Source organism: Anaeromicropila herbilytica (genome assembly GCF_016591975.1).
GTDB lineage: Bacteria > Bacillota > Clostridia > Lachnospirales > Lachnospiraceae > Anaeromicropila > Anaeromicropila herbilytica.
This window is the reverse complement of record NZ_AP024169.1, coordinates 4,761,517-4,782,611: the sequence shown is the minus strand read 5'-3', so window position 1 is coordinate 4,782,611 and position 21,095 is coordinate 4,761,517. Positions and strand designations below refer to the sequence as shown.

35 protein-coding genes are annotated in these 21,095 nt (G+C 33.5%); 34 read left to right on the top strand and 1 reads right to left on the bottom strand.

Features of this window, described 5'->3' with window-relative positions; translation table 11 throughout:
- The first annotated feature begins 35 nt into the window (after positions 1 to 35).
- From rplC to bsdtb5_RS20220, 31 genes are all read left to right on the top strand, one after another.
- On the top strand, positions 36 to 668 hold the full coding sequence (gene rplC, locus bsdtb5_RS20370) for a 50S ribosomal protein L3 (protein ID WP_271713783.1): 633 nt from the start codon (positions 36 to 38) through the stop codon (positions 666 to 668).
- A gap of 25 nt (positions 669 to 693) precedes the next feature.
- Positions 694 to 1,314, top strand: a complete 621-nt coding sequence (gene rplD, locus bsdtb5_RS20365; RefSeq protein ID WP_271713782.1) for a 50S ribosomal protein L4 — start codon at positions 694 to 696, stop codon at positions 1,312 to 1,314.
- On the top strand, positions 1,314 to 1,613 hold the full coding sequence (gene rplW, locus bsdtb5_RS20360) for a 50S ribosomal protein L23 (RefSeq protein ID WP_271713781.1): 300 nt from the start codon (positions 1,314 to 1,316) through the stop codon (positions 1,611 to 1,613). The genes rplD and rplW overlap by 1 nt, the downstream gene beginning before the upstream one ends.
- A 152-nt stretch (positions 1,614 to 1,765) precedes the next feature.
- On the top strand, positions 1,766 to 2,608 hold the full coding sequence (gene rplB, locus bsdtb5_RS20355; RefSeq protein WP_271713780.1) for a 50S ribosomal protein L2: 843 nt from the start codon (positions 1,766 to 1,768) through the stop codon (positions 2,606 to 2,608).
- Positions 2,609 to 2,698: 90 nt separating this feature from the next.
- The gene (gene rpsS, locus bsdtb5_RS20350; protein WP_271713779.1) at positions 2,699 to 2,977 is read left to right on the top strand and encodes a 30S ribosomal protein S19; all 279 of its coding nucleotides are present in this window, start codon (positions 2,699 to 2,701) and stop codon (positions 2,975 to 2,977) included.
- Positions 2,978 to 3,027: 50 nt separating this feature from the next.
- Positions 3,028 to 3,417, top strand: a complete 390-nt coding sequence (gene rplV / locus bsdtb5_RS20345) for a 50S ribosomal protein L22 (protein ID WP_271713778.1) — start codon at positions 3,028 to 3,030, stop codon at positions 3,415 to 3,417.
- Between the two features lie 11 nt (positions 3,418 to 3,428).
- A complete protein-coding gene (rpsC, locus tag bsdtb5_RS20340) occupies positions 3,429 to 4,088 on the top strand; it encodes a 30S ribosomal protein S3 (RefSeq protein ID WP_271713777.1) in 660 nt (219 codons plus the stop codon).
- A complete protein-coding gene (gene rplP / locus bsdtb5_RS20335) occupies positions 4,088 to 4,525 on the top strand; it encodes a 50S ribosomal protein L16 (RefSeq protein ID WP_271713776.1) in 438 nt (145 codons plus the stop codon). The genes rpsC and rplP overlap by 1 nt, the downstream gene beginning before the upstream one ends.
- Positions 4,515 to 4,724 (top strand): 50S ribosomal protein L29, encoded by a 210-nt coding sequence (gene rpmC / locus bsdtb5_RS20330; RefSeq protein ID WP_271713775.1) that lies wholly within the window; start codon positions 4,515 to 4,517, stop codon positions 4,722 to 4,724. The genes rplP and rpmC overlap by 11 nt, the downstream gene beginning before the upstream one ends.
- Before the next feature lie 40 nt (positions 4,725 to 4,764).
- Positions 4,765 to 5,019 (top strand): 30S ribosomal protein S17, encoded by a 255-nt coding sequence (gene rpsQ / locus bsdtb5_RS20325; protein WP_330611817.1) that lies wholly within the window; start codon positions 4,765 to 4,767, stop codon positions 5,017 to 5,019.
- 76 nt (positions 5,020 to 5,095) lie between these two features.
- A complete protein-coding gene (gene rplN / locus bsdtb5_RS20320; RefSeq protein WP_271713774.1) occupies positions 5,096 to 5,464 on the top strand; it encodes a 50S ribosomal protein L14 in 369 nt (122 codons plus the stop codon).
- 13 nt (positions 5,465 to 5,477) lie between these two features.
- Complete coding sequence (rplX, locus tag bsdtb5_RS20315; protein WP_271713773.1) at positions 5,478 to 5,783, top strand: 50S ribosomal protein L24; 306 nt, start codon at positions 5,478 to 5,480, stop codon at positions 5,781 to 5,783.
- A 25-nt stretch (positions 5,784 to 5,808) separates the two neighbouring features.
- The gene (rplE, locus tag bsdtb5_RS20310; protein ID WP_271713772.1) at positions 5,809 to 6,348 is read left to right on the top strand and encodes a 50S ribosomal protein L5; all 540 of its coding nucleotides are present in this window, start codon (positions 5,809 to 5,811) and stop codon (positions 6,346 to 6,348) included.
- 15 nt (positions 6,349 to 6,363) lie between these two features.
- A complete protein-coding gene (locus bsdtb5_RS20305) occupies positions 6,364 to 6,549 on the top strand; it encodes a type Z 30S ribosomal protein S14 (RefSeq protein WP_066712887.1) in 186 nt (61 codons plus the stop codon).
- A 24-nt stretch (positions 6,550 to 6,573) separates the two neighbouring features.
- Entirely contained in the window at positions 6,574 to 6,975 is a 402-nt protein-coding gene (rpsH, locus tag bsdtb5_RS20300; protein WP_271713771.1) for a 30S ribosomal protein S8, read from the top strand.
- Between the two features lie 120 nt (positions 6,976 to 7,095).
- Positions 7,096 to 7,638, top strand: a complete 543-nt coding sequence (gene rplF / locus bsdtb5_RS20295; protein WP_271713770.1) for a 50S ribosomal protein L6 — start codon at positions 7,096 to 7,098, stop codon at positions 7,636 to 7,638.
- A 19-nt stretch (positions 7,639 to 7,657) separates the two neighbouring features.
- A complete protein-coding gene (rplR, locus tag bsdtb5_RS20290) occupies positions 7,658 to 8,026 on the top strand; it encodes a 50S ribosomal protein L18 (protein WP_271713769.1) in 369 nt (122 codons plus the stop codon).
- 16 nt (positions 8,027 to 8,042) lie between these two features.
- On the top strand, positions 8,043 to 8,552 hold the full coding sequence (gene rpsE, locus bsdtb5_RS20285; RefSeq protein ID WP_271713768.1) for a 30S ribosomal protein S5: 510 nt from the start codon (positions 8,043 to 8,045) through the stop codon (positions 8,550 to 8,552).
- A 13-nt stretch (positions 8,553 to 8,565) separates the two neighbouring features.
- Positions 8,566 to 8,748 (top strand): 50S ribosomal protein L30, encoded by a 183-nt coding sequence (rpmD, locus tag bsdtb5_RS20280; RefSeq protein ID WP_271713767.1) that lies wholly within the window; start codon positions 8,566 to 8,568, stop codon positions 8,746 to 8,748.
- Positions 8,749 to 8,773: 25 nt separating this feature from the next.
- Positions 8,774 to 9,214 carry a 50S ribosomal protein L15 gene (gene rplO, locus bsdtb5_RS20275; RefSeq protein ID WP_271713766.1) on the top strand — a complete coding sequence of 147 codons (441 nt, stop codon included), beginning with the start codon at positions 8,774 to 8,776 and terminating at the stop codon, positions 9,212 to 9,214.
- A gap of 2 nt (positions 9,215 to 9,216) precedes the next feature.
- Positions 9,217 to 10,545, top strand: a complete 1,329-nt coding sequence (gene secY / locus bsdtb5_RS20270; RefSeq protein WP_271713765.1) for a preprotein translocase subunit SecY — start codon at positions 9,217 to 9,219, stop codon at positions 10,543 to 10,545.
- Between the two features lie 377 nt (positions 10,546 to 10,922).
- Complete coding sequence (locus tag bsdtb5_RS20265) at positions 10,923 to 11,567, top strand: adenylate kinase (protein ID WP_271713764.1); 645 nt, start codon at positions 10,923 to 10,925, stop codon at positions 11,565 to 11,567.
- A gap of 3 nt (positions 11,568 to 11,570) precedes the next feature.
- Positions 11,571 to 12,320 (top strand): type I methionyl aminopeptidase, encoded by a 750-nt coding sequence (gene map / locus bsdtb5_RS20260; RefSeq protein WP_271713763.1) that lies wholly within the window; start codon positions 11,571 to 11,573, stop codon positions 12,318 to 12,320.
- Between the two features lie 26 nt (positions 12,321 to 12,346).
- Complete coding sequence (locus bsdtb5_RS20255; RefSeq protein ID WP_271713762.1) at positions 12,347 to 12,625, top strand: KOW domain-containing RNA-binding protein; 279 nt, start codon at positions 12,347 to 12,349, stop codon at positions 12,623 to 12,625.
- A gap of 65 nt (positions 12,626 to 12,690) precedes the next feature.
- Positions 12,691 to 12,909, top strand: a complete 219-nt coding sequence (gene infA / locus bsdtb5_RS20250; RefSeq protein WP_092478236.1) for a translation initiation factor IF-1 — start codon at positions 12,691 to 12,693, stop codon at positions 12,907 to 12,909.
- 98 nt (positions 12,910 to 13,007) lie between these two features.
- Positions 13,008 to 13,121, top strand: coding sequence for a 50S ribosomal protein L36 (gene rpmJ / locus bsdtb5_RS20245; protein ID WP_073278632.1), 114 nt, complete (start codon positions 13,008 to 13,010; stop codon positions 13,119 to 13,121).
- A 408-nt stretch (positions 13,122 to 13,529) separates the two neighbouring features.
- Complete coding sequence (gene rpsM / locus bsdtb5_RS20240; RefSeq protein WP_271713761.1) at positions 13,530 to 13,898, top strand: 30S ribosomal protein S13; 369 nt, start codon at positions 13,530 to 13,532, stop codon at positions 13,896 to 13,898.
- Positions 13,899 to 13,921: 23 nt separating this feature from the next.
- Complete coding sequence (gene rpsK, locus bsdtb5_RS20235) at positions 13,922 to 14,317, top strand: 30S ribosomal protein S11 (RefSeq protein ID WP_022439404.1); 396 nt, start codon at positions 13,922 to 13,924, stop codon at positions 14,315 to 14,317.
- Positions 14,318 to 14,346: 29 nt separating this feature from the next.
- Positions 14,347 to 14,943, top strand: coding sequence for a 30S ribosomal protein S4 (gene rpsD, locus bsdtb5_RS20230; protein WP_271713760.1), 597 nt, complete (start codon positions 14,347 to 14,349; stop codon positions 14,941 to 14,943).
- Positions 14,944 to 15,033: 90 nt separating this feature from the next.
- Positions 15,034 to 15,993: a DNA-directed RNA polymerase subunit alpha gene (locus bsdtb5_RS20225; protein ID WP_271713759.1), complete on the top strand. Its 960-nt coding sequence runs from the start codon at positions 15,034 to 15,036 to the stop codon at positions 15,991 to 15,993.
- A gap of 71 nt (positions 15,994 to 16,064) precedes the next feature.
- On the top strand, positions 16,065 to 16,601 hold the full coding sequence (locus tag bsdtb5_RS20220; RefSeq protein WP_271713758.1) for a bL17 family ribosomal protein: 537 nt from the start codon (positions 16,065 to 16,067) through the stop codon (positions 16,599 to 16,601).
- 184 nt (positions 16,602 to 16,785) lie between these two features.
- On the opposite strand, the gene bsdtb5_RS20215 is transcribed toward bsdtb5_RS20220, so the two are convergent.
- Positions 16,786 to 17,961, bottom strand: a complete 1,176-nt coding sequence (locus bsdtb5_RS20215; RefSeq protein WP_271713757.1) for an ISL3 family transposase — start codon at positions 17,959 to 17,961, stop codon at positions 16,786 to 16,788.
- Between the two features lie 288 nt (positions 17,962 to 18,249).
- Between bsdtb5_RS20215 and bsdtb5_RS20210 the strand changes: the two genes are divergently transcribed.
- Genes bsdtb5_RS20210 through bsdtb5_RS20200 form a run of 3 tightly spaced genes read left to right on the top strand, consistent with a single transcriptional unit; the run spans position 18,250 to position 20,799 of the window.
- Complete coding sequence (locus bsdtb5_RS20210; RefSeq protein ID WP_271713756.1) at positions 18,250 to 19,104, top strand: energy-coupling factor transporter ATPase; 855 nt, start codon at positions 18,250 to 18,252, stop codon at positions 19,102 to 19,104.
- Between the two features lie 40 nt (positions 19,105 to 19,144).
- Positions 19,145 to 20,002, top strand: coding sequence for an energy-coupling factor transporter ATPase (locus bsdtb5_RS20205; RefSeq protein ID WP_271713755.1), 858 nt, complete (start codon positions 19,145 to 19,147; stop codon positions 20,000 to 20,002).
- Positions 19,999 to 20,799, top strand: a complete 801-nt coding sequence (locus tag bsdtb5_RS20200; RefSeq protein WP_271713754.1) for an energy-coupling factor transporter transmembrane component T family protein — start codon at positions 19,999 to 20,001, stop codon at positions 20,797 to 20,799. Before bsdtb5_RS20205 ends, bsdtb5_RS20200 begins: the two co-directional genes overlap by 4 nt.
- The last annotated feature ends 296 nt before the right edge of the window (positions 20,800 to 21,095 follow it).

Sequence of the window (21,095 nt, the reverse complement as noted above, 5' to 3'; positions counted from 1 at the left end):
AATCCGCTGTAGATTAAACAGGAGGTGCAAGTTAAATGAAGAAAGCAATTTTAGCTACTAAAGTCGGAATGACTCAAATCTTCAATGAAAACGGAGTATTAACTCCAGTAACTGTATTACAAGCTGGTCCTTGTGCTGTAACACAAGTGAAAACAGTTGAAAATGATGGATATAATGCAGTTCAAGTAGGTTTTGGCGACATAAGAGAAACATTAGTTAACAAACCTAAAAAAGGACATTTTGCAAAAGCAGGTGTTGCAGTTAAGAGATTTTTAAAAGAATTCAGATTTGAAAACGCTACTGAATACACAGTTGGTCAAGAAATCAAAGTTGATATCTTCAAAGAAGGCGACAAGATTGATGCAACTGCTAAATCAAAAGGTAAAGGTTTCCAAGGCGCTATCAAAAGACATGGTCAATCAAGAGGACCTATGGCTCATGGTTCTAAGTTCCATAGACATGCTGGTTCAAATGGTTCAGCAACTACACCAGGTAAAGTATTCAAAGGTAAGAAAATGCCAGGACACATGGGTAGCGTTAAAGTAACTATTCAAAATCTTGAAATCGTTAGAATAGACGTAGAAAACAACATTATCTTAGTTAAAGGTGCTGTTCCAGGACCTAAAAAATCTATGGTAATGCTTAAAGAGTCAGTAAAAGCGATCTAAGCTTTAAGGAAGGAGGAACACACAGATGGCAAACGTATCTGTTTACAATATCGAAGGCAAAGAAGTTGGTTCAATCGAACTTAACGATGCTGTTTTCGGAGTTGAAGTAAATGAACATTTAGTTCATATGGCAGTTGTTCAACAACTAGCTAACAAACGTCAAGGAACTCAAAAAGCAAAAACTCGTGCTGAAGTTCGTGGCGGTGGAAGAAAACCATGGAAACAAAAAGGAACTGGTCATGCAAGACAAGGTTCAACAAGATCACCACAATGGACAGGCGGTGGAGTTGTATTTGCTCCAACACCAAGAAGTTATTCATTCAAAATGAATAGACAAGAAAAGGCATTAGCTATTCTGTCAGCTTTATCTTCAAGAGTTGAAGAAAAGAAAATCATTGTTCTTGATGAATTAAACTTAACTGAAATCAAAACTAAAAAAATGGTTTCTGTTCTTGAAAACTTAAAAGTAAGTAAAGCTTTAGTTGTTTTAGGTGAAAAGAATGAAAATGTAACTCTTTCTGCTAGAAATATTTCATCAGTAAGAACTGCATTAACAAACACTATTAACGTATATGACATCTTAAAATATGATACATTAGTATTAACAAAAGATGCTGTAGCAAAAATTGAGGAGGTGTACGCATAATGGCTGATTTAAAATATTATGATGTTATCCTTAAACCAATCGTTACTGAAAAAAGTATGAATGCAATGAGCGAAAAGAAATATACTTTCTCAGTACACACAGACGCTACTAAAGGTCAAATCAAAGAAGCTGTTGAAAAGATGTTTGCTGGAGCAAAAGTTGCAAAAGTAAATACTATGAACCAAGATGGTAAAAGTCGTAGACGTGGTGCTACTACTGGCAAAACTTCTAAGACTAAAAAAGCTATCGTTCAATTAACAGAAGACAGTGCTGATATCGAAATTTTTGAAGGTCTATAATTAGACATTTGATAATAGTAGATTAAAATATAGAAATAATAGATTTTAATAACAACAATCTATTATCGCCCAATATGGTTGTTTATAACCGAGAAGAATAAAACTAACAAACGCTAGGATGCGTTGTTAACACAGCGAAAGGAGTGCAAAACATGGGAATTAAAAAGTTTAACCCATATACACCTTCCAGAAGACATATGACTAGCTCTGATTTCGCAGAAATCACAACTAACAAACCAGAGAAATCATTATTAGTTTCTCTAAAGAAAACAGCTGGTCGTAATAATCAAGGAAAAATTACAGTAAGACACCACGGTGGTGGTTCTAGAAGAAAATATAGAATTATCGATTTCAAGAGAAGAAAAGATGGTATTCCAGCAACTGTTGTATCAATCGAATATGATCCAAACAGAACTGCTAATATCGCATTAATCTGTTACGCAGATGGAGAAAAATCTTATATTCTTGCACCAAACGGACTTCAAGTTGGAACTACATTAATGAATGGTGAAACAGCAGAAGTTAAAGTAGGTAACTGCTTACCACTTCAAAACATTCCAGTAGGTACACAAGTTCACAATATCGAGTTATATCCAGGAAAAGGTGGACAATTAGTTCGTGCAGCTGGTAACTCAGCTCAATTAATGGCGAAAGAAGGAAAATATGCAACACTTAGATTACCTTCTGGCGAAATGAGAATGGTACCAATCATCTGTAGAGCTACAGTTGGTCAAATCGGTAACATTGATCATGAACTTATTAACATCGGTAAAGCAGGACGTAAACGTAACATGGGTATTAGACCTACAGTTCGTGGTTCTGTAATGAATCCTAATGACCATCCACACGGTGGTGGTGAAGGTAAGACTGGTATCGGTCGTTCAGGCCCTGTTACACCTTGGGGTAAACCAGCTCTTGGCTTAAAGACAAGAAAGAAAAACAAGAAATCTAACAAGATGATCGTAAGAAGTAGAAGCGGAAAGAACGTAAAGTAATACGCTGTTCTGATACGATTTAGCAGGCTAACAAAAGTTAGCATAGATGAATTTCACGGAATAAAATGAAATTTTAAGGAGGTAGAACCTATGGCTCGTTCACTTAAAAAGGGACCATTCGCTGATGATCATTTACTTAAGAAAGTAGATGCATTAAACGCTACTGGTGATAAATCAGTAATCAAGACTTGGTCACGTCGATCAACTATCTTCCCACAATTCGTTGGACACACAATTGCTGTTCATGATGGAAGAAGACATGTGCCTGTATATGTTACAGAAGATATGGTTGGACACAAACTTGGTGAGTTTGTAGCAACTAGAACTTATAGAGGTCACGGAAAAGACGAAAAGAAAACTAGAAGATAGAACTTAAATAGATAGAATGAATTGTTTCCAATTGAAAGGAGGTTTCATCCATGGCTAAAGGACATAGATCCCAGATAAAGAGAGAAAGAAACGAAAAACAAAGAGATACTAGACCATCAGCAAAGTTATCATATGCTAGAGTTTCAGTTCAAAAAGCTTGTTTCGTTTTAGATGCCATTAGAGGTAAGGATGTACAAACAGCACTTGGTATTGTAGCTTACAATCCAAGATATGCTTCAACTTTAATAGAAAAATTATTAAAATCAGCTATCGCAAATGCTGAAAACAATAACGGTATGAATGTTGAAAACCTTTTCGTAGAAGAATGCTACGCAAACAAAGGACCAACAATGAAGAGAATTAGACCAAGAGCTCAAGGTAGAGCTTATAGAATTGAAAAAAGAATGAGCCACATCACAATCGTGGTTAATGAAAGATAAGGAGGGCAATAATGGGACAAAAAGTTAATCCTCATGGTTTAAGAGTCGGCGTTATTAAAGACTGGGACTCAAGATGGTATGCTGAAGCCGATTTCGCAGACAACTTAGTCGAAGACCACAAAATAAGAACTTATGTTAAAAAGAAATTATACAGCGCAGGTGTTTCTAAGATCGAAATTGAAAGAGCATCAGATCGTGTTAAATTAATCATTTTCACAGCTAAACCAGGTGTAGTTATCGGTAAAGGCGGAGCTGAAATTGAAAAATTAAAAGTAGAGTTAGCTAAATTTACTACTAAGAAGATCATGGTTGATATTAAAGAAATTAAAAAACCAGATAATAATGCTCAATTAGTAGCTGAAAGCATTGCTGCTCAACTTGAAAATCGTATTTCATTTAGAAGAGCAATGAAATCTACAATGTCAAGAACAATGAGATCAGGAGCAAAAGGTATTAAGACTGCTGTTTCAGGACGTCTTGGTGGAGCAGATATGGCTCGTACAGAATTTTATAGTGAAGGTACTATTCCACTACAAACATTACGTGCAGATATTGAATATGGATTTGCAGAAGCAGATACAACTTATGGTAAACTTGGCGTAAAAGTATGGATTTACCAAGGTGAAATTCTTCCAACAAAAGCACCAAAAAAGGAAGGGAGCGATAAATAATGTTAATGCCAAAAAGAGTAAAGCGTCGTAAACAATTCCGTGGATCTATGGCCGGTAAAGCAACAAGAGGTAATAAGATTACAAACGGTGAATTTGGTATCGTAGCTTTAGAACCAGCTTGGATTAAATCAAACCAAATAGAAGCAGCACGTATTGCTATGACTCGTTATATCAAACGTGGTGGTAAAGTTTGGATCAAAATATTCCCAGATAAACCAGTAACTACTAAACCAGCTGAAACTCGTATGGGTTCCGGTAAAGGAACACTAGAATTTTGGGTAGCTGTTGTTAAACCAGGACGTGTAATGTTCGAAATCTCAGGAGTTGCAGAAGAAGTTGCAAGAGAAGCATTACGTCTAGCTACACACAAACTTCCAGTAAAATGTAAGGTAGTTTCTCGCGCAGACTTAGAAGGAGGTGCGGGCAGTGAAAACTAATAAATATGTTGAAGATTTAAAGAATAAATCAGTTGCAGAATTATCAGAAGATTTAGTAGCTGCTAAAAAGGAACTTTTTAATTTAAGATTCCAAAACGCTACAAATCAATTAGATAACACAAGCAGAATTAAAGAAGTAAGAAAAAATATAGCAAGAATTCAAACAGTTATTACTGAGCAAGCTAAAGCTAGTAAGTAGTAACGGACTGAGTATGTAGTTCATAGAAAGGAGAATTGCTGTGGAAAGAAAGCTTAGAAAAACACGTACTGGTAAAGTAGTTAGTGATAAAATGGATAAAACAGTTGTAGTAGCTGTTGTAGATAACGTAAAGCATCCACTATACAACAAAATCGTTAAGAGAACTTACAAATTAAAAGCTCATGACGAAAATAATGATTGCCATATCGGTGATACTGTAAAAGTTATGGAAACAAGACCATTATCTAAAGATAAGAGATGGAGACTTGTAGAAATTATTGAAAGAGCTAAATAATTCTGGCAGATTGCAAATTATATGAAGTTAATATAATTAATCTGATGTTCCCGGAATCTGAAAGGAGATATCAAGCATGGTACAACAAGAAACAAGACTTAGAGTTGCCGATAATACTGGTGCAAAAGAATTACTTTGTATTAGAGTATTAGGCGGATCAACTAGAAGATATGCTAATATTGGCGATATCATCGTAGCTACGGTTAAAGATGCAACACCAGGCGGTGTTGTAAAAAAAGGTGATGTTGTTAAAGCTGTTGTTGTTCGTTCTGTAAAAGGAGCTCGTCGTAAAGACGGTTCATATATTAAGTTTGACGAAAATGCTGCTGTAATTATTAAAGATGACAAAAACCCAAAAGGTACTCGTATCTTTGGACCAGTAGCAAGAGAATTAAGAGAAAAACAATTCATGAAAATCGTTTCATTAGCACCAGAAGTATTATAAGGAGGTGTCGGCTGTGTCAACAAGTAAAATCAAAAAAGGTGATACTGTTAAAGTAATCGCTGGTAAAGATAAAGGCAAAGAAGGCAAAGTATTATCTGTAAAAGATAACAAGGTATTAGTTGAAGGTGTTAATACTATTACTAAACATAGTAAAGCAAGCGCATCTAATCCAAAGGGTGGAATTGTACACCAAGAAGCACCTATTGATATTTCAAATGTAGCATATGTATCAAAAGGTAAAATTACAAGAGTTGGTTTCAAAATTGATGGTGATAAAAAAGTTCGTGTTGCTAAATCAACAGGCGAAGTTATCGACTAATTCGTAAGGAAGGAGGTCTCAAAAGTTGAGTAGATTAAAAGAAACTTATTTAAATGAAATAGCTGGCGGTATGCAAAAAAAATTCGGTTATAAGAATGTTATGGAAATACCAAAGCTTGATAAAATAGTAATTAACATGGGTATTGGTGAAGCTAAAGACAATGCCAAAGTATTAGATACAGCAGTAAAAGATCTTGAAATTATCGCTGGACAAAAAGTTGTATTAACAAGAGCTAAAAAATCAATCGCTAACTTTAAGTTAAGAGAAGGAATGCCTATCGGATGTAAAGTTACATTAAGAGGCGAAAAAATGTATGAATTTGCAGATCGTCTTATTAACTTAGCATTACCTCGTGTACGTGACTTTAGAGGTGTTAATCCTAACGCATTTGATGGTAGAGGAAATTATGCTCTTGGTATTAAAGAACAACTAATTTTCCCTGAAATCGAGTATGATAAGGTTGATAAAGTTAGAGGTATGGATATCATATTTGTAACTACAGCTAAGACTGATGAAGAAGCTCGTGAACTATTAACATTATTCGGTATGCCATTCAAAAAATAGTTAGGAGGGAATTTCATGGCTAAGACGTCAATGAAAGTAAAACAGCAACGTACACAAAAATTCTCTACTAGAGAATATAATCGTTGTAGAATCTGTGGTCGTCCACATGCATATTTAAGAAAATACGGAATCTGCAGAATCTGCTTCCGTGAACTAGCATATAAAGGACAAATTCCAGGTGTTAAAAAAGCAAGCTGGTAAGATTAAGGAAGGAGGCAAATTTAAATGACTATGAGCGATCCAATCGCAGATATGCTTACAAGAATTCGTAATGCAAACACTGCAAAACATGATACAGTTGATATACCTGCTTCTAAAATGAAGTTAGCTATTGCAGATATTCTTCTTAAAGAAGGATATGTAAAAGGTTATGAAGTAGTAGAGGTTGGTAATTTCAAAAACATCCATGTTACATTGAAATATGGTAAAGATAAAAACGTTAAAATCATCACAGGTCTTAAGAGAATTTCTAAACCAGGACTTCGTGTTTACGCAAATAGAGATGAACTTCCAAGAGTATTAGGTGGTCTTGGAACAGCTATTATTTCTACAAACAAAGGTGTTATTACTGATAAAGAAGCTAGAAAACTTAATGTTGGTGGCGAAGTATTAGCATTTGTTTGGTAATAAATTAGTAAATTAAGAAATTAATTTATTGTAGAGACTATTAATAAGAAAAAAATATTTTTCAAGTAGAATATACTATATGATTACTATATTTTTTGATCCCAATAAGGAGGTGCGGGCATGTCACGTATAGGAAGAATGCCTATCGCTATTCCAGCAGGTGTTACTGTTGATATAGCAGAAAATAACAAAGTGACTGTAAAAGGTCCTAAGGGAACACTTGAAAGAGTGTTACCTGCAGAAATGGATATTAAAATAGAAGGTACTGATGTTGTAGTATCTAGACCAAATGATTTAAAGAAAATGAAATCATTACACGGTTTAACTAGAACACTTATCGCTAACATGGTAACTGGTGTAACAGCTGGTTATGAAAAAGTTCTTGAAATCAATGGTGTTGGTTACAGAGCAGCTAAGAACGGTAAGAAATTACAATTAGCATTAGGATATTCACATCCAGTTGAAATGGAAGATCCAGAAGGTCTTGAAGTTGTTGTAGAAGGACAAAACAAGATCATCGTTAAAGGTATCAATAAAGAACAAGTAGGCCAATACGCTGCTGAAATCAGAGAAAAAAGAGCTCCAGAACCTTACAAAGGTAAAGGTATCAAATATGCTGATGAAGTTATTAGACGTAAAGTTGGTAAGACTGGTAAGAAATAATTAAAGGAGTGATAATACAATGGTTAGTAAAGTGTCAAGAACAAAAGTTCGTGTAAATAAACATAGAAAATTACGTAATCGTTTTACTGGTACTGCACAAAGACCACGTTTAGCTGTGTTTAGAAGTAATAATCATATGTACGCTCAAATTATTGATGATACAGTTGGTAATACTTTAGTTTCAGCTTCAACTCTTCAAAAAGAAGTAAAAGCTGAATTAGAAAAAACTAATAATGTTGATGCTGCAGCACAATTAGGTACTGTAATTGCAAAGAAAGCATTAGAAAAAGGTATTACAGCTGTTGTCTTTGATAGAGGCGGATTCATATATCAAGGTAAGATTAAAGCATTAGCAGACGCAGCAAGAGAAGCTGGTCTTAATTTCTAAGCAAGGAGGAGAACACATGAAACGTACAATCGTTGATGCTAGTCAATTAGAATTAGAAGATAAAGTAGTATCAATCAAACGTGTAACTAAAGTTGTTAAAGGTGGACGTAACTTCAGATTTACAGCTTTAGTAGTTGTTGGTGACAAGAACGGACACGTAGGTGCAGGATTAGGAAAAGCAACTGAAATTCCAGAAGCTATTCGTAAAGGAAAAGAAGATGCAATCAAAAAATTAATCTCATTACCTATTGATGAAAATGGCAGTGTACCACATGATTTCCTAGGTAAATTCGGAAGTGCTACTGTATTATTAAAAAGATCACCAGAAGGTACTGGAGTTATCGCAGGAGGCCCAGCTCGTTCTGTTCTAGAACTTGCAGGATTCAAAAATATCCGTACAAAATCATTAGGTTCTAATAATAAACAAAACGTAGTGCTTGCTACAATTGAAGGATTAAGTCAATTAAAAACTCCAGAACAAGTAGCTAAACTTCGCGGTATCTCTGTAGAAGAGCTATTAGGTTAAGGAGGAACTAAAAATGGCAGGAAAATTAAAAATAACTTTAGTAAAATCTACAATTGGTGCAATTCCAAAACATAGAAAAACAGTTGAAGCTTTAGGTTTAAGAAAACCTAATAGATCAGTTGAACAAGCTGATAATGCTGCAATCAGAGGAATGCTACAACAAGTAAGACATTTAGTTAAAGTAGAAGAAATTTAATAAACTTAGTAAGGAGGTGCAGAGGATGAATTTATCAGAATTAAGACCAGCTGATGGTGCAAAGCAAAGTGATAATTTCAGAAGAGGCCGTGGACATGGTTCAGGTAACGGAAAGACAGCAGGTAAAGGTCATAAAGGACAAAAGGCTCGTTCTGGAGGTACAAGACCAGGATTCGAAGGTGGTCAAATGCCTTTATACAGAAGATTACCTAAGAGAGGTTTCACTAACAGAAATACGAAAGAAATCATCGGTATTAATGTTGATGTTCTTAACAGATTCGAAGACGGAGCTGTTGTTACTGTTGAATCATTAATGGAAATCGGCATTATTAAAAATCCAAAAGATGGTGTAAAGATTCTTGGAAATGGAGAACTTACTAAGAAATTAGATGTTAAGGTTAACGCTTTTAGTGAAAGCGCAATCGAAAAGATCAAAGCTCTTGGTGGAAATGCTGAGGTGATTTAAGGATGTTTAAAACGTTACGAAATGCTTTAAAAATTAAAGATATTAGAAATAAAATAATATATACATTTTTAGCACTAATCGTAGTTAGACTCGGGTCACAACTTCCGCTTCCAGGTGTAAATAGAGAACTATTTGCAAACTGGTTTCAGAATATTACTTCTCTAGACTTTTTTAATTCATTGACTGGTGGTTCTTTTACCACCATGTCAATTTTTGCATTGAATATTACTCCATATATTACTTCTTCCATCATTATGCAACTTTTAACTATTGCAATTCCTAAGTTAGAAGAAATGCAAAAAGATGGTGAAGAAGGAAGAAAGAAAATAGCAGAATATACACGTTATGTAACAGTTGCATTAGCAATCATCGAGAGTGTTGCTATGGCTATTGGTTTCTACAGAGGTGGACAATTATCAACTGGTAATGCTTTCCTTAACTGTATTGTTATTGTAGTTGCATTAACTGCTGGTTCTGCATTCTTAATGTGGTTAGGTGAAAGAATAACTGAAAAAGGTGTCGGAAACGGTATTTCAATCATCCTTTTAATCAATATTATTTCACGTATACCACAAGATCTTATGACCCTATATAATAAGTTTGTTGGTGGAGCAAGTAATTTTGCGAATGGATTTGTTGCTGCAGTAATTATTCTTGCAGTTATAATTGGTATGGTTGTATTTATCGTAGTATTACAAAACGGTGTAAGAAAAATACCAGTTCAATATGCAAAGAAAGTACAAGGAAGAAAGATGGTTGGAGGACAAACTTCTAATATTCCTTTAAAAATTAATACAGCAGGTGTTATCCCAGTAATCTTTGCTGGTTCATTAATGCAATTTCCAATCGTAATCGCTTCATTCTTTTCATATACGGGTTCAAGAACTACAATCGGACATAAAGTATTATATTTGTTAAACCAAAATAACTGGTGTAATTTCAGCAGTTTAGGAGAATTGAAATATTCTATCGGTTTACTTATTTATATGTTCCTTGTTGTATTTTTTGCATATTTCTATACTTCAATTACATTTAATCCAATGGAAGTATCTAATAATATGAAAAAACAAGGTGGATTTATTCCTGGTATTCGTCCAGGTAGACCTACCACTGATTACTTAACTAAAGTACTCAATAATATTATCTTTATTGGTGCAATCGGTCTTTTAATAGTTTCAGTATTACCAATCTTTTTCTCAGGTGCATTTGGTGCTGATGTTTCCTTTAGTGGAACATCACTTATCATTATCGTAGGTGTTGTTCTTGAAACAATTAAACAAATTGAGTCTCAGATGTTAGTACGTCACTATAAAGGCTTTCTTAATGATTAATTCATAAGTAAATAATCATATTTACTGAAGTAAAAGCTGTAGTAGACGAATGCTACAGCTTTTACTTCCATAAAGGAAGAATTTTAATCCATTTCTACTATATAATATTAATATTTGAAATAGTTATAGGTAATGTACAAAAGAATTCTGTGACTGTTCAAACGATGAATTTCTTAAAATTACATTTCAAGCTAAAACATTTCGTTTAATATCATACTTATTAATACATATCATATGTAAAAAGTTAAAGGAATGGTTAAGATTTATTCTTAAATGTGTTAATGTAACATATTAATGATTAGAAAACATAAAAATAGGTAATAATAAAGACAATCATTGGGTATTCACCCATATTGTTTTCGTATTGGAGGAATCATATGAAGATAATCATGTTAGGTGCTCCAGGTGCAGGAAAAGGAACACAAGCAAAAAAAATCGCTGAGAAGTATCATATTCCACACATATCAACTGGAGATATTTTCAGAGCAAATATTAAAGAAGGAACAGAACTTGGAAAGAAAGCAAAAACTTTCATGGATCAGGGTCTATTAGTACCTGATGAATTAGTAGTTGACTTAGTAGTTGATCGCGTAAAACAAAATGACTGTACAAAAGGTTATGTACTTGATGGATTTCCAAGAACAATTCCTCAAGCAGAAGCTCTTGATAAAGCATTAGAAGCAATTAATGAGAAAATGGATTATGCTATTAATGTTGAAGTTCCAGATGCTAACATTGTTAGTCGTATGTCTGGTAGAAGAGCGTGTTTAAAATGCGGTGCAACTTATCACATTGTAAATATTCCAACAAAAGTAGAAGGTATCTGTGATGTATGTGGTTCAGAAGTTGTCTTAAGAGATGACGACAAAGAAGAAACAGTAAAGAAAAGATTATCTGTTTATCATGAACAAACACAGCCACTTATTGAATACTATAATAAAAAAGGTATCTTAGTTGAAGTTGATGGAACTAGAGATTTCGATCAAGTATTCCAAGCTATTGTTAAGGTATTAGGAGAGTAAATTATGTCTGTTACAATAAAGTCAAACAGAGAAATTGAGTTAATGAGAGATGCTGGTAAAATATTAGCAAATGTACATGAAGAGCTCAAAAACATAATTAAACCTGGTATCACAACTTATGATATTGATAAAAAAGGAGAAGAATTAATCAGAAGTTATGAATGTATTCCTTCCTTTTTGAACTATAATGGATATCCTGCATCAATATGTGTATCAGTAAATGAAGAAGTAGTGCATGGTATACCTTCGAAGAAGAGATTTATCGAAGATGGTGATATCGTAAGCTTAGATGCAGGTGTTATATATAAAGGTTATCATTCCGATGCTGCTAGAACATGGGCAGTTGGAGAAATTAGTAATGAAGCTAGGAAATTGATTGATGTAACAAAACAAAGTTTCTTTGAAGGAATAAAGTATGCGAAAGCAGGAAATCATCTACATGATATTTCAAAGGCTATTCAAGAATATGTTGAATCGTACGGATATTCTGTAGTAAGAGATTTGGTTGGTCATGGCATAGGAACAAACTTACATGAAGAACCTCAGATACCAAATTTCAAGCAAAAGCGTAGAGGCATAAAGTTACAAGCTGGAATGACTTTAGCTATTGAACCAATGGTAAATGCCGGGCATTATGATGTCTATTGGTTAGATGATGACTGGACTGTTGTAACTGATGATAATTCCTTATCCGCACATTATGAAAATACACTACTAATTACGGATGATGAACCAGAAATATTGTCTGTTTAAAAATGTAATGTAGTAGAGGTGGATTAATGCAAGGATATGAACCAGGTATGCTAGTTAAGTCTAAAGCTGGGCATGATAAAGATGAATTATTTGTTATAATTAATATAGAAGAAGAATATGTTTACTTAGTGGATGGCAAGTATAAGACGTTACAATCCCCTAAGAAAAAGAATAAGAAACATATTCAATATATTAATTATAGCGATGAAAATTTGGTTTCCAAATTAAAAGGAACAAATAAAGTAATAGATGAAGATATTAAAAGAGCTATAAAGCTTTATTTATTAAATTCCAATATGCTTTAGTTTAAAAATATATGGTAAAGAGTAACATTATGATTTAGTTGTGAGGTTTTTTAGGAGGTTATTGAATGTCAAAAGCAGATGTTGTTGAAATTGAAGGAACTGTTATTGAAAAGTTACCAAACGCAATGTTCCAAGTTGAATTAGAAAATGGACACAAAGTATTAGCACATATCAGTGGTAAATTACGTATGAACTTCATTCGTATCTTACCAGGAGATAAAGTAACATTAGAATTATCCCCTTATGATTTGACAAAAGGTAGAATTATTTGGCGTGATAAATAAGCAAAATAATAAATGAACTTATCAGAAAGATTTGCTTGCTATTTATATATAGTAATGATATAATAGAAAGCGAACTTTGTTGAAAGGAGAGAATTACTGTGAAAGTAAGATCATCAGTTAAACCAATCTGCGAAAAATGCAAGATTATTAAAAGAAAAGGATCCGTTCGCGTGATCTGTGAAAATCCTAGACACAAACAAAGACAAGGCTAATATTAATTTTGAAGTATAAAATATAATAGTTCTTGCTTTCTGTGTTACAATCTGCTATAATTGGCAATTGTGATATTGTGGGTAATTCTGTTTATTTCCTTTATTTAAGCCTTTTATGGCCATTAAATGTAATAAACTTTGTTACTAAAAAGATGAAAATATCATATTTTTGTATTTTACAATCAAGTTAGGATCTTGGTTGTCACAATTTAAAGCGGCTGAAGTAATGGAACACTCGGAAGAGTTGTTCATTACGTATTTTTTAAAATAAATTATAAATGATTGAAATTATGAATAAAGATATGAAGTATTCATTTCACGTACACCTCATGGTGTGCGATACTAAATATGTTTATTCAACTGAGACAAAAGTTCTATAATAATAATTAATGGAGGTGCAAGACACACATGGCTCGTATTAATGGTGTAGATTTACCAAGAGAAAAACGTGTTGAAATTGGTCTTACTTATGTTTATGGTATTGGTAGAGTAAGTTCAAACAGAATCTTAGCTAAAGCAGAAGTTAATCCTGACACTCGTGTAAGAGATTTAACAGATGAAGAAGTAGCTAGAATTCGTGACGTTATTGATGAAACACAAACTGTTGAAGGTGATTTACGTAGAGAAATCGCATTAAACATCAAGAGATTACAAGAAATCGGATGTTATAGAGGAATTCGTCATAGAAAAGGTCTTCCAGTTCGTGGTCAAAAGACAAAAACAAACGCTAGAACAAGAAAAGGTCCTAAGAGAACCGTAGCGAATAAGAAGAAATAATAATCCAATAGGAGGGTTTGTTAATGGCTAAGAAAATAGCAAAAAAAGTGACTAAGAAACGTGTTAAGAAGAACGTTGATCGTGGACAAGCACATATTCAGTCATCTTTTAATAATACAATTGTTACCTTAACAGATGCAGAAGGTAATGCCCTTTCATGGGCAAGTGCTGGTGGATTAGGATTTAGAGGATCAAGAAAATCAACTCCATATGCAGCACAAATGGCAGCTGAAACAGCAGCTAAAGCAGCAATACCACACGGTTTAAAATCAGTTGAAGTAATGGTTAAAGGTCCTGGTTCAGGAAGAGAAGCTGCAATTCGTGCACTTCAAGCTTGCGGAATTGAAGTAACTAGCATTAAAGACGTTACTCCAGTACCACACAACGGATGTAGACCACCAAAACGTAGAAGAGTCTAATTTAATTCAATAGGAGGTGCAATAATAACATGGCAAGAGACATGAGTCCTGTTTTAAAAAGATGTAGATCACTTGGTTTAGACCCAGTATTTATGGGAATTAGCAAGAAATCTAACAGACAATCTGCAAGAGCTGGTAGAAAAATCAGTGAATACGGATTACAATTAAGAGAAAAGCAAAAAGCTAAATTCATATATGGTGTATTAGAAAAACCTTTCAGAAACAACTATGAAAGAGCACAAAAAATGAAGAATGGTACAGCTGGTGAAAACCTTATGATTATTCTTGAACTTAGACTTGATAACGTAATCTACCGTTTAGGTTACGGAAGAACAAGAAAAGAAGCAAGACAAATCGTAGACCATAAGCATGTATTAGTAAATGGCAAATGTGTAAACATTCCATCTTACCAAGTAAAAGCTGGTGATGTTATTGAAATCAAAGAAAAATTCAAAACTTCACAAAGATATAAAGATATTTTAGAGGTTACAGGATCAAGACTAGTTCCAGCATGGCTTGAATCAGATCAAGATAACCTTTCAGGAACTGTAAAAGAAGTACCTTCAAGAGATCAAATTGATGTTCCAGTTAATGAAATGCTTATCGTTGAGTTGTATTCTAAATAATAACGGACGATAGAAGATTAGTAGTAATTTTCCAACGTTATTTTTATTGATACCCTCAATTATTGAATAACCCAAAAGGAGGGTCCTATAGTGTTTGATTTTGAAAAACCAAAAATAGAGATTGCTGAGATTTCTGAAGATAAAAAATATGGACGTTTTGTTGTAGAACCCCTTGAAAGAGGATATGGTACGACTTTAGGTAATTCTTTAAGAAGAATTATGCTTTCATCACTACCAGGTGCTGCAGTTAGCCAAGTGAAGATTGACGGCGTTGTTCATGAATTCAGTGCTATTCCAGGTGTTAAGGAAGATGTTACTGAGATTATTATGAACATTAAAAGTCTTGCAATTAAAAACTCTAGCGAAACAAATGAGCCTAAGACTGCATATATTGAGTGCGAAGGTGAAGGTGTTGTAACAGCAGGTGATATCCAAGCCGATCCTGATATTGAAATTCTTAACCCTGATTTGGTTATAGCAACTCTTAGTGGTGGTACAGATAGCAAATTGTACATGGAATTAACAATTACTAAAGGAAGAGGTTATATCAGTGCTGACAAAAACAAGAACGATGATTTGCCAATTGGTGTTATTCCAATTGACTCCATCTATACTCCAGTTGAACGTGTAAACTTAACTGTAGAGAATACTCGTGTTGGTCAAATCACTGATTATGATAAGCTTACATTAGATGTATATACAAATGGAACTTTAGTTCCTGACGAAGCTGTTAGTTTAGCAGCGAAAGTTCTTAGTGAACACCTTAATTCCTTTATTGATTTATCTGAAAATGCTAAGACTGCAGAAGTCATGGTAGAAAAAGAAGATAATGAAAAAGAAAAAGTTCTTGAAATGAATATTGACGAACTTGAATTATCTGTTCGTTCTTATAATTGTTTAAAGAGAGCTGGTATTAACACTGTTGAAGAATTAACTAACAGAACTTCTGAGGATATGATGAAGGTTAGAAATCTTGGACGTAAATCTTTAGAAGAAGTATTAGCAAAATTAAAAGAACTTGGTTTAGCATTAAACCTAAGTGATGAATAGAAAATAAGTAATAATCATATTGATCGAAAGCAATGATTATTTAATAATTATGCGTCGAAGGAGGTAAACAAATGGCAGGCTATAGAAAACTTGGAAGAACTTCAAGTCAGAGAAAGGCTTTACTTAGAAATCAAGTAACTAATTTATTATATCATGGTAAAATCGTTACTACTGAGGCAAAAGCAAAAGAAATCCGTAAAATTGCTGAAGGTATGATTGCCTTAGCTGTAAGAGAAAAAGATAATTTTGAAACTGTAACAGTTACTGCTAAAGTTGCACGTAAAGATGAAAATGGTAAGAGAGTGAAGGAAGTAGTAGATGGTAAAAAGGTTACTGTTTATGATGACGTTCAAAAGACTATCAAAAAAGACAATTCTTCAAGATTACATGCTAGAAGACAAATGTTAAAGAATCTTTATACTATCACTGAAGTTCCAACTGAAGCAGCTGGTAAAAAGAGAAATACTAAAACTGTAGATATTACAGATAGATTATTCGAAGAAATCGCTCCTAAGTATGTAAACCGTAACGGTGGTTATACAAGAATCGTAAAGATTGGCCAACGTAAAGGTGATGCAGCTATGGAAGTTCTTATTGAATTAGTATAATTAATCTAGGAATAGATTAATTTATCCATAGAAGTACAAAGATAAAAGGCTCTTTGTCAAGTGTTGGGGTGTGAGGTGCGTTGCACCCGCACTAACACTGACAATAGAGCTATTTTTATGACTAGGTTCTATAATAGATGTTTTTTTGCATGACAAATAAGCCTCTTGAAAACCGACCATTTTTTTACATAGAACTGTGAATGATACGTGTACGAAATCTTTCGAAATTACGTACACCATAAGAACTTCTTTTTAGTACTTTGATTTTATTATTGAATCCTTCCGTAGGTCCATTTGTATATCCATACTTAAAGGCATTAAGTATATACTCAGACCAGCGTCTATATGTTTTTGCACATGCTTCAAATTCGTGTAATCCAGAGCTTTCAGCACTTTTTACCCACTCCCAAAATTCAGTTCTTTGATATGTATAGCTATTACTCTGACATATTTCATAGAACCATTCTTTTAACCTGTGAGCTAGTCGTAAATCATCACTGTATTGTAGCATTAAATCACAGGCTTTTTTGTTGTCATCTTTTAATTTAGAATATCGAGTCAGTATAAGTTTTCTACTTCGCTTATAGTACTTTCTAAGAGTTGGTGTCATGGATGCTTGTAAACGTTTACGAACACTTTCAATTGCCCAGGAAACCTGACGAATGTAGTGATATTTATCTACGATGATTGTGGCATTAGGAAAGAATGTTTTGGCAAGATCTATATAAGGTTGCCACATATCAGAAATAAAAAATTTAACACGATACCTTTCATTACGACTGCAAGATTTAAAATACTCAATAAGATGGGACTGAGTACGATCCGGTAAAATATCAAGAATACATTTTTTCTTTGCATCCACCAGAATACATTGATATTTGGAATCACCAGCATTCCCTTTAAATTCATCAATTGAAATGCATTGAGGAATATGTGGTTTATCATACGAGAGTGTATCAAGAATACGTATTACTGTATTCATTGAGACATTAGTTTGGGAAGCAACATATTTAATACTGTTGGTTGAACGAAGCAATTCAACAATTTTGAAGGATAGTCGTGTTGTACGTTGCTGATATTTAGCTATAAAACTATATTTCTCGTAAAAACGTTTACCACAAGAACATACATATCTTCGTTTTCTTAACAATAAATAGGCATTGGACAACTGAAAAGGTAAGTCTTTAATTTTCTGCCAACGATAATCGTGTATTTTAGATGTTCCAGCTCCACAACAAGGACAAATTTGAGGTTTGGGATTGGTTTCAATCTTGATGATAATTCCATCTAAAGTGTGTTGCACACTTTTTAATTTTACACCTTCTAAATTTAAAAGATTTTTGTTACAATTAGATTGCATCTATATAAAATACCTCCTTTAAAATGTTAGCTTTGGTCGGTTGGCATGTGAAGAGGCTTTATATAGATGTATTTTAATATAAAAACAAAAATGTTGGAAGTGTGTTTTTAACACACCCCAACATTTATTATAGAACCAGATAAAAAACCGATGTGTAAGCATCGGTTTTTTTGCGTTGTAACCATTGCAATTAAAGCGAATTTCACTTACAATATTCTAATAGAATCAAGGACAATTAAATAGTTAAGGATAATAAAACAGTTGCTATAGTGAAAGGCACGGGAAAGAATGAATATAATTGAAACAAAGGATTTAGTTTTTGAATATATAAGACGTGATGAAGAAGGAAATGTAGAATCTATAAGTAGAGCAATCGATGATGTGAGTTTTGACATTAAAAAGGGAGACTTTGTTGCTATCCTAGGCCATAATGGATCAGGTAAGTCAACACTCGCAAAACATATTAATGCTTTGTTAATGCCTACCGAAGGTGCTTTATGGGTAAATGGGTATAATACAAGTAATGCAGATAATGTATGGAAGATTCGTGAGTCAGCCGGTATGGTATTCCAGAATCCAGATAATCAGATTATAGGAACCGTAGTAGAAGAAGATGTAGGATTCGGACCAGAGAATATAGGGGTTCCTACCAAAGAAATATGGGAACGAGTTGAAAAGAGCTTAGAATCAGTTGGTATGTTAGAATACAGACATCACTCACCGAATAAACTATCAGGAGGACAGAAGCAGAGAGTGGCTATAGCGGGAATTATGGCTATGAAACCAGAATGCATCATATTGGATGAACCCACTGCAATGTTAGATCCCAATGGTAGGCGTGATGTCATAGAGACTGTTAGAGAACTGAATCAGAAGGAGAAAGTAACAGTAATACTAATAACACACTATATGGAAGAAGTAATTCATGCAGATAAAGTAATTGTTATGGATTCAGGTAAGATTGTATTAGAAGGAACTCCAAGAGAGATCTTTTCCAAGGTAGAAAAATTAAAACGATATAGCCTTGATGTTCCTCAAGTTACGGAACTAGCATATGAATTGAAACAAGAAGGACTTGATATTCCTAATGCAATATTAACAGTGGATGAATTGGTAGAAGCATTATTAAAATTAGAAAGGTAATGCATACTTATATTAGAGGAATACTCGGATTGGAGGTACTATGTCAATCATTTTAGATAAAATAAATTATAGTTACAATAATGGTACAGCATATGAAAAACAAGCTTTAAGGGATATTAATCTAGTGATAAACGATGGTGAGTTTATAGGGTTAATAGGACATACAGGTTCAGGAAAATCTACCTTAATACAACATCTCAATGGCTTAATAAAAGCTAGTAGTGGTAATATTTATTATAATGGTGCTGATATTTATGATAAAGACTATAAAATGAAGGACTTGAGAAGTAAAGTTGGACTGGTATTTCAATACCCAGAACATCAACTTTTTGAAACAACAGTATTTAAAGATATATGCTTTGGTCCTAAGAATCTGAAATTAGATCCTTTAGAAGTGGATTTGAGGGCTTATGAAGCTATGAAATTAGTTGGACTTGGAGAAGATATGCTGGATGTATCTCCATTTGAGTTATCTGGAGGTCAGAAGAGAAGAGTTGCAATCGCAGGAGTACTTGCTATGAAGCCTGATATTCTAATCTTAGATGAACCTACAGCAGGTCTTGATCCTAGAGGTAGGGATGAGATCTTGGATCAGATTGAAAAGCTTCATAGAGAAACCAAGATAACTGTTATATTAGTTTCTCATAGTATGGAGGATGTTGCAAAATATGTGGATCGTATTATCGTAATGAATAAGGGTGAAGTATTTTTTGACGATGAGAAAAGAAAAGTATTTGCAAACTATAAACAGTTAGAAGAGATCGGTCTTGCTGCACCACAAGTAACCTATGTAATGAATGAGTTAAAGAAACATGGTGCTTCTGTTGATACAAAAGCGATTACAGTTCATGAAGCTAAGGAAGACATCATGAGATGGATTAAAGGTGAGAGAAGATGATAAGAGACATAACAATTGGACAATATTATCCTGTGGAATCCAAATTACATAGCTTGGATCCAAGAGTTAAATTAGTATGCACTATTTTCTATATCCTCTCACTATTTTTATTCAATAATTATTATGGATATTTAGTTGCTGGTGTATTCTTGATATTTGTAATCGCACAATCAAAAGTACCAGTTTCATTCATATTTCGAGGGTTAAAAGCAGTTATTATGCTATTGCTGGTTACAGTAGTATTTAATTTATTTTTGACTCCAGGCGAACCTATATGGCAATTTGGTATATTGAAGATATCAGAAGAAGGGATACATTTTGCAGTTAAAATGGCAATTCGACTAATCTTCTTAATTATAGGATCTTCTTTAATGACTTTTACAACAACACCAAATCATCTAACGGATGGTCTAGAGCGCTTATTAGGCCCATTAAAGAAGATAAAAGTCCCAGTCCATGAAATATCCATGATGATGTCAATTGCGCTTAGATTCATACCAATTCTACTAGAAGAAACGGATAAGATTATGAAAGCGCAGATGGCAAGAGGTGCTGATTTTGAGAATGGAAATATGATAGACAGAGCTAAAAATTTAGTACCATTACTTGTACCATTATTTGTATCAGCATTTCGAAGAGCAAATGATCTTGCGATGGCTATGGAAGCTAGATGCTATAATGGTGGCGAAGGTAGAACAAAAATGAAGCCATTAAAGTATCATAAAAATGATTATGTTGCGTATATGATATTCATTTTTTACATTGCTATTATATTTGTAATTCGTATGGTTCTATAAGAAATTTATGAAAAATATAGGGTATAAAATATAAGGTATAAAAGATAAGGTACATTGTATCAAATTAAGGTGCATGGTTATAAGGTACATGATATCGAATATAAGATACATGATTTAAAATATAAGATATACAGGATGCATAATATAATAAATACATCTAGATTAAGATGGATTATTACGTAAACATTTTTATTGGTTCAAATACCATAAGTTTTTATGACACATTTCATATAAATAGTAGTTTTTGTTGGAATGTATAGTTGCAAAAATTACTTATGATATTTGGACCAATTTGA

Bases quoted from the DNA above. Each gene is read 5' to 3' on its own strand.
- rplC (WP_271713783.1), top strand. From the start codon at position 36: ATGAAGAAAGCAATTTTAGCTACTAAAGTCGGAATGACTCAAATCTTC.
- rplD (WP_271713782.1), top strand. From the start codon at position 694: ATGGCAAACGTATCTGTTTACAATATCGAAGGCAAAGAAGTTGGTTCA.
- rplW (WP_271713781.1), top strand. From the start codon at position 1,314: ATGGCTGATTTAAAATATTATGATGTTATCCTTAAACCAATCGTTACT.
- rplB (WP_271713780.1), top strand. From the start codon at position 1,766: ATGGGAATTAAAAAGTTTAACCCATATACACCTTCCAGAAGACATATG.
- rpsS (WP_271713779.1), top strand. From the start codon at position 2,699: ATGGCTCGTTCACTTAAAAAGGGACCATTCGCTGATGATCATTTACTT.
- rplV (WP_271713778.1), top strand. From the start codon at position 3,028: ATGGCTAAAGGACATAGATCCCAGATAAAGAGAGAAAGAAACGAAAAA.
- rpsC (WP_271713777.1), top strand. From the start codon at position 3,429: ATGGGACAAAAAGTTAATCCTCATGGTTTAAGAGTCGGCGTTATTAAA.
- rplP (WP_271713776.1), top strand. From the start codon at position 4,088: ATGTTAATGCCAAAAAGAGTAAAGCGTCGTAAACAATTCCGTGGATCT.
- rplN (WP_271713774.1), top strand. From the start codon at position 5,096: ATGGTACAACAAGAAACAAGACTTAGAGTTGCCGATAATACTGGTGCA.
- bsdtb5_RS20305 (WP_066712887.1), top strand. From the start codon at position 6,364: ATGGCTAAGACGTCAATGAAAGTAAAACAGCAACGTACACAAAAATTC.
- rpsH (WP_271713771.1), top strand. From the start codon at position 6,574: ATGACTATGAGCGATCCAATCGCAGATATGCTTACAAGAATTCGTAAT.
- rplF (WP_271713770.1), top strand. From the start codon at position 7,096: ATGTCACGTATAGGAAGAATGCCTATCGCTATTCCAGCAGGTGTTACT.
- rplR (WP_271713769.1), top strand. From the start codon at position 7,658: ATGGTTAGTAAAGTGTCAAGAACAAAAGTTCGTGTAAATAAACATAGA.
- rpsE (WP_271713768.1), top strand. From the start codon at position 8,043: ATGAAACGTACAATCGTTGATGCTAGTCAATTAGAATTAGAAGATAAA.
- rpmD (WP_271713767.1), top strand. From the start codon at position 8,566: ATGGCAGGAAAATTAAAAATAACTTTAGTAAAATCTACAATTGGTGCA.
- rplO (WP_271713766.1), top strand. From the start codon at position 8,774: ATGAATTTATCAGAATTAAGACCAGCTGATGGTGCAAAGCAAAGTGAT.
- secY (WP_271713765.1), top strand. From the start codon at position 9,217: ATGTTTAAAACGTTACGAAATGCTTTAAAAATTAAAGATATTAGAAAT.
- bsdtb5_RS20265 (WP_271713764.1), top strand. From the start codon at position 10,923: ATGAAGATAATCATGTTAGGTGCTCCAGGTGCAGGAAAAGGAACACAA.
- map (WP_271713763.1), top strand. From the start codon at position 11,571: ATGTCTGTTACAATAAAGTCAAACAGAGAAATTGAGTTAATGAGAGAT.
- bsdtb5_RS20255 (WP_271713762.1), top strand. From the start codon at position 12,347: ATGCAAGGATATGAACCAGGTATGCTAGTTAAGTCTAAAGCTGGGCAT.
- infA (WP_092478236.1), top strand. From the start codon at position 12,691: ATGTCAAAAGCAGATGTTGTTGAAATTGAAGGAACTGTTATTGAAAAG.
- rpsM (WP_271713761.1), top strand. From the start codon at position 13,530: ATGGCTCGTATTAATGGTGTAGATTTACCAAGAGAAAAACGTGTTGAA.
- rpsK (WP_022439404.1), top strand. From the start codon at position 13,922: ATGGCTAAGAAAATAGCAAAAAAAGTGACTAAGAAACGTGTTAAGAAG.
- rpsD (WP_271713760.1), top strand. From the start codon at position 14,347: ATGGCAAGAGACATGAGTCCTGTTTTAAAAAGATGTAGATCACTTGGT.
- bsdtb5_RS20220 (WP_271713758.1), top strand. From the start codon at position 16,065: ATGGCAGGCTATAGAAAACTTGGAAGAACTTCAAGTCAGAGAAAGGCT.
- bsdtb5_RS20215 (WP_271713757.1), bottom strand. From the start codon at position 17,961: ATGCAATCTAATTGTAACAAAAATCTTTTAAATTTAGAAGGTGTAAAA.
- bsdtb5_RS20210 (WP_271713756.1), top strand. From the start codon at position 18,250: ATGAATATAATTGAAACAAAGGATTTAGTTTTTGAATATATAAGACGT.
- bsdtb5_RS20205 (WP_271713755.1), top strand. From the start codon at position 19,145: ATGTCAATCATTTTAGATAAAATAAATTATAGTTACAATAATGGTACA.
- bsdtb5_RS20200 (WP_271713754.1), top strand. From the start codon at position 19,999: ATGATAAGAGACATAACAATTGGACAATATTATCCTGTGGAATCCAAA.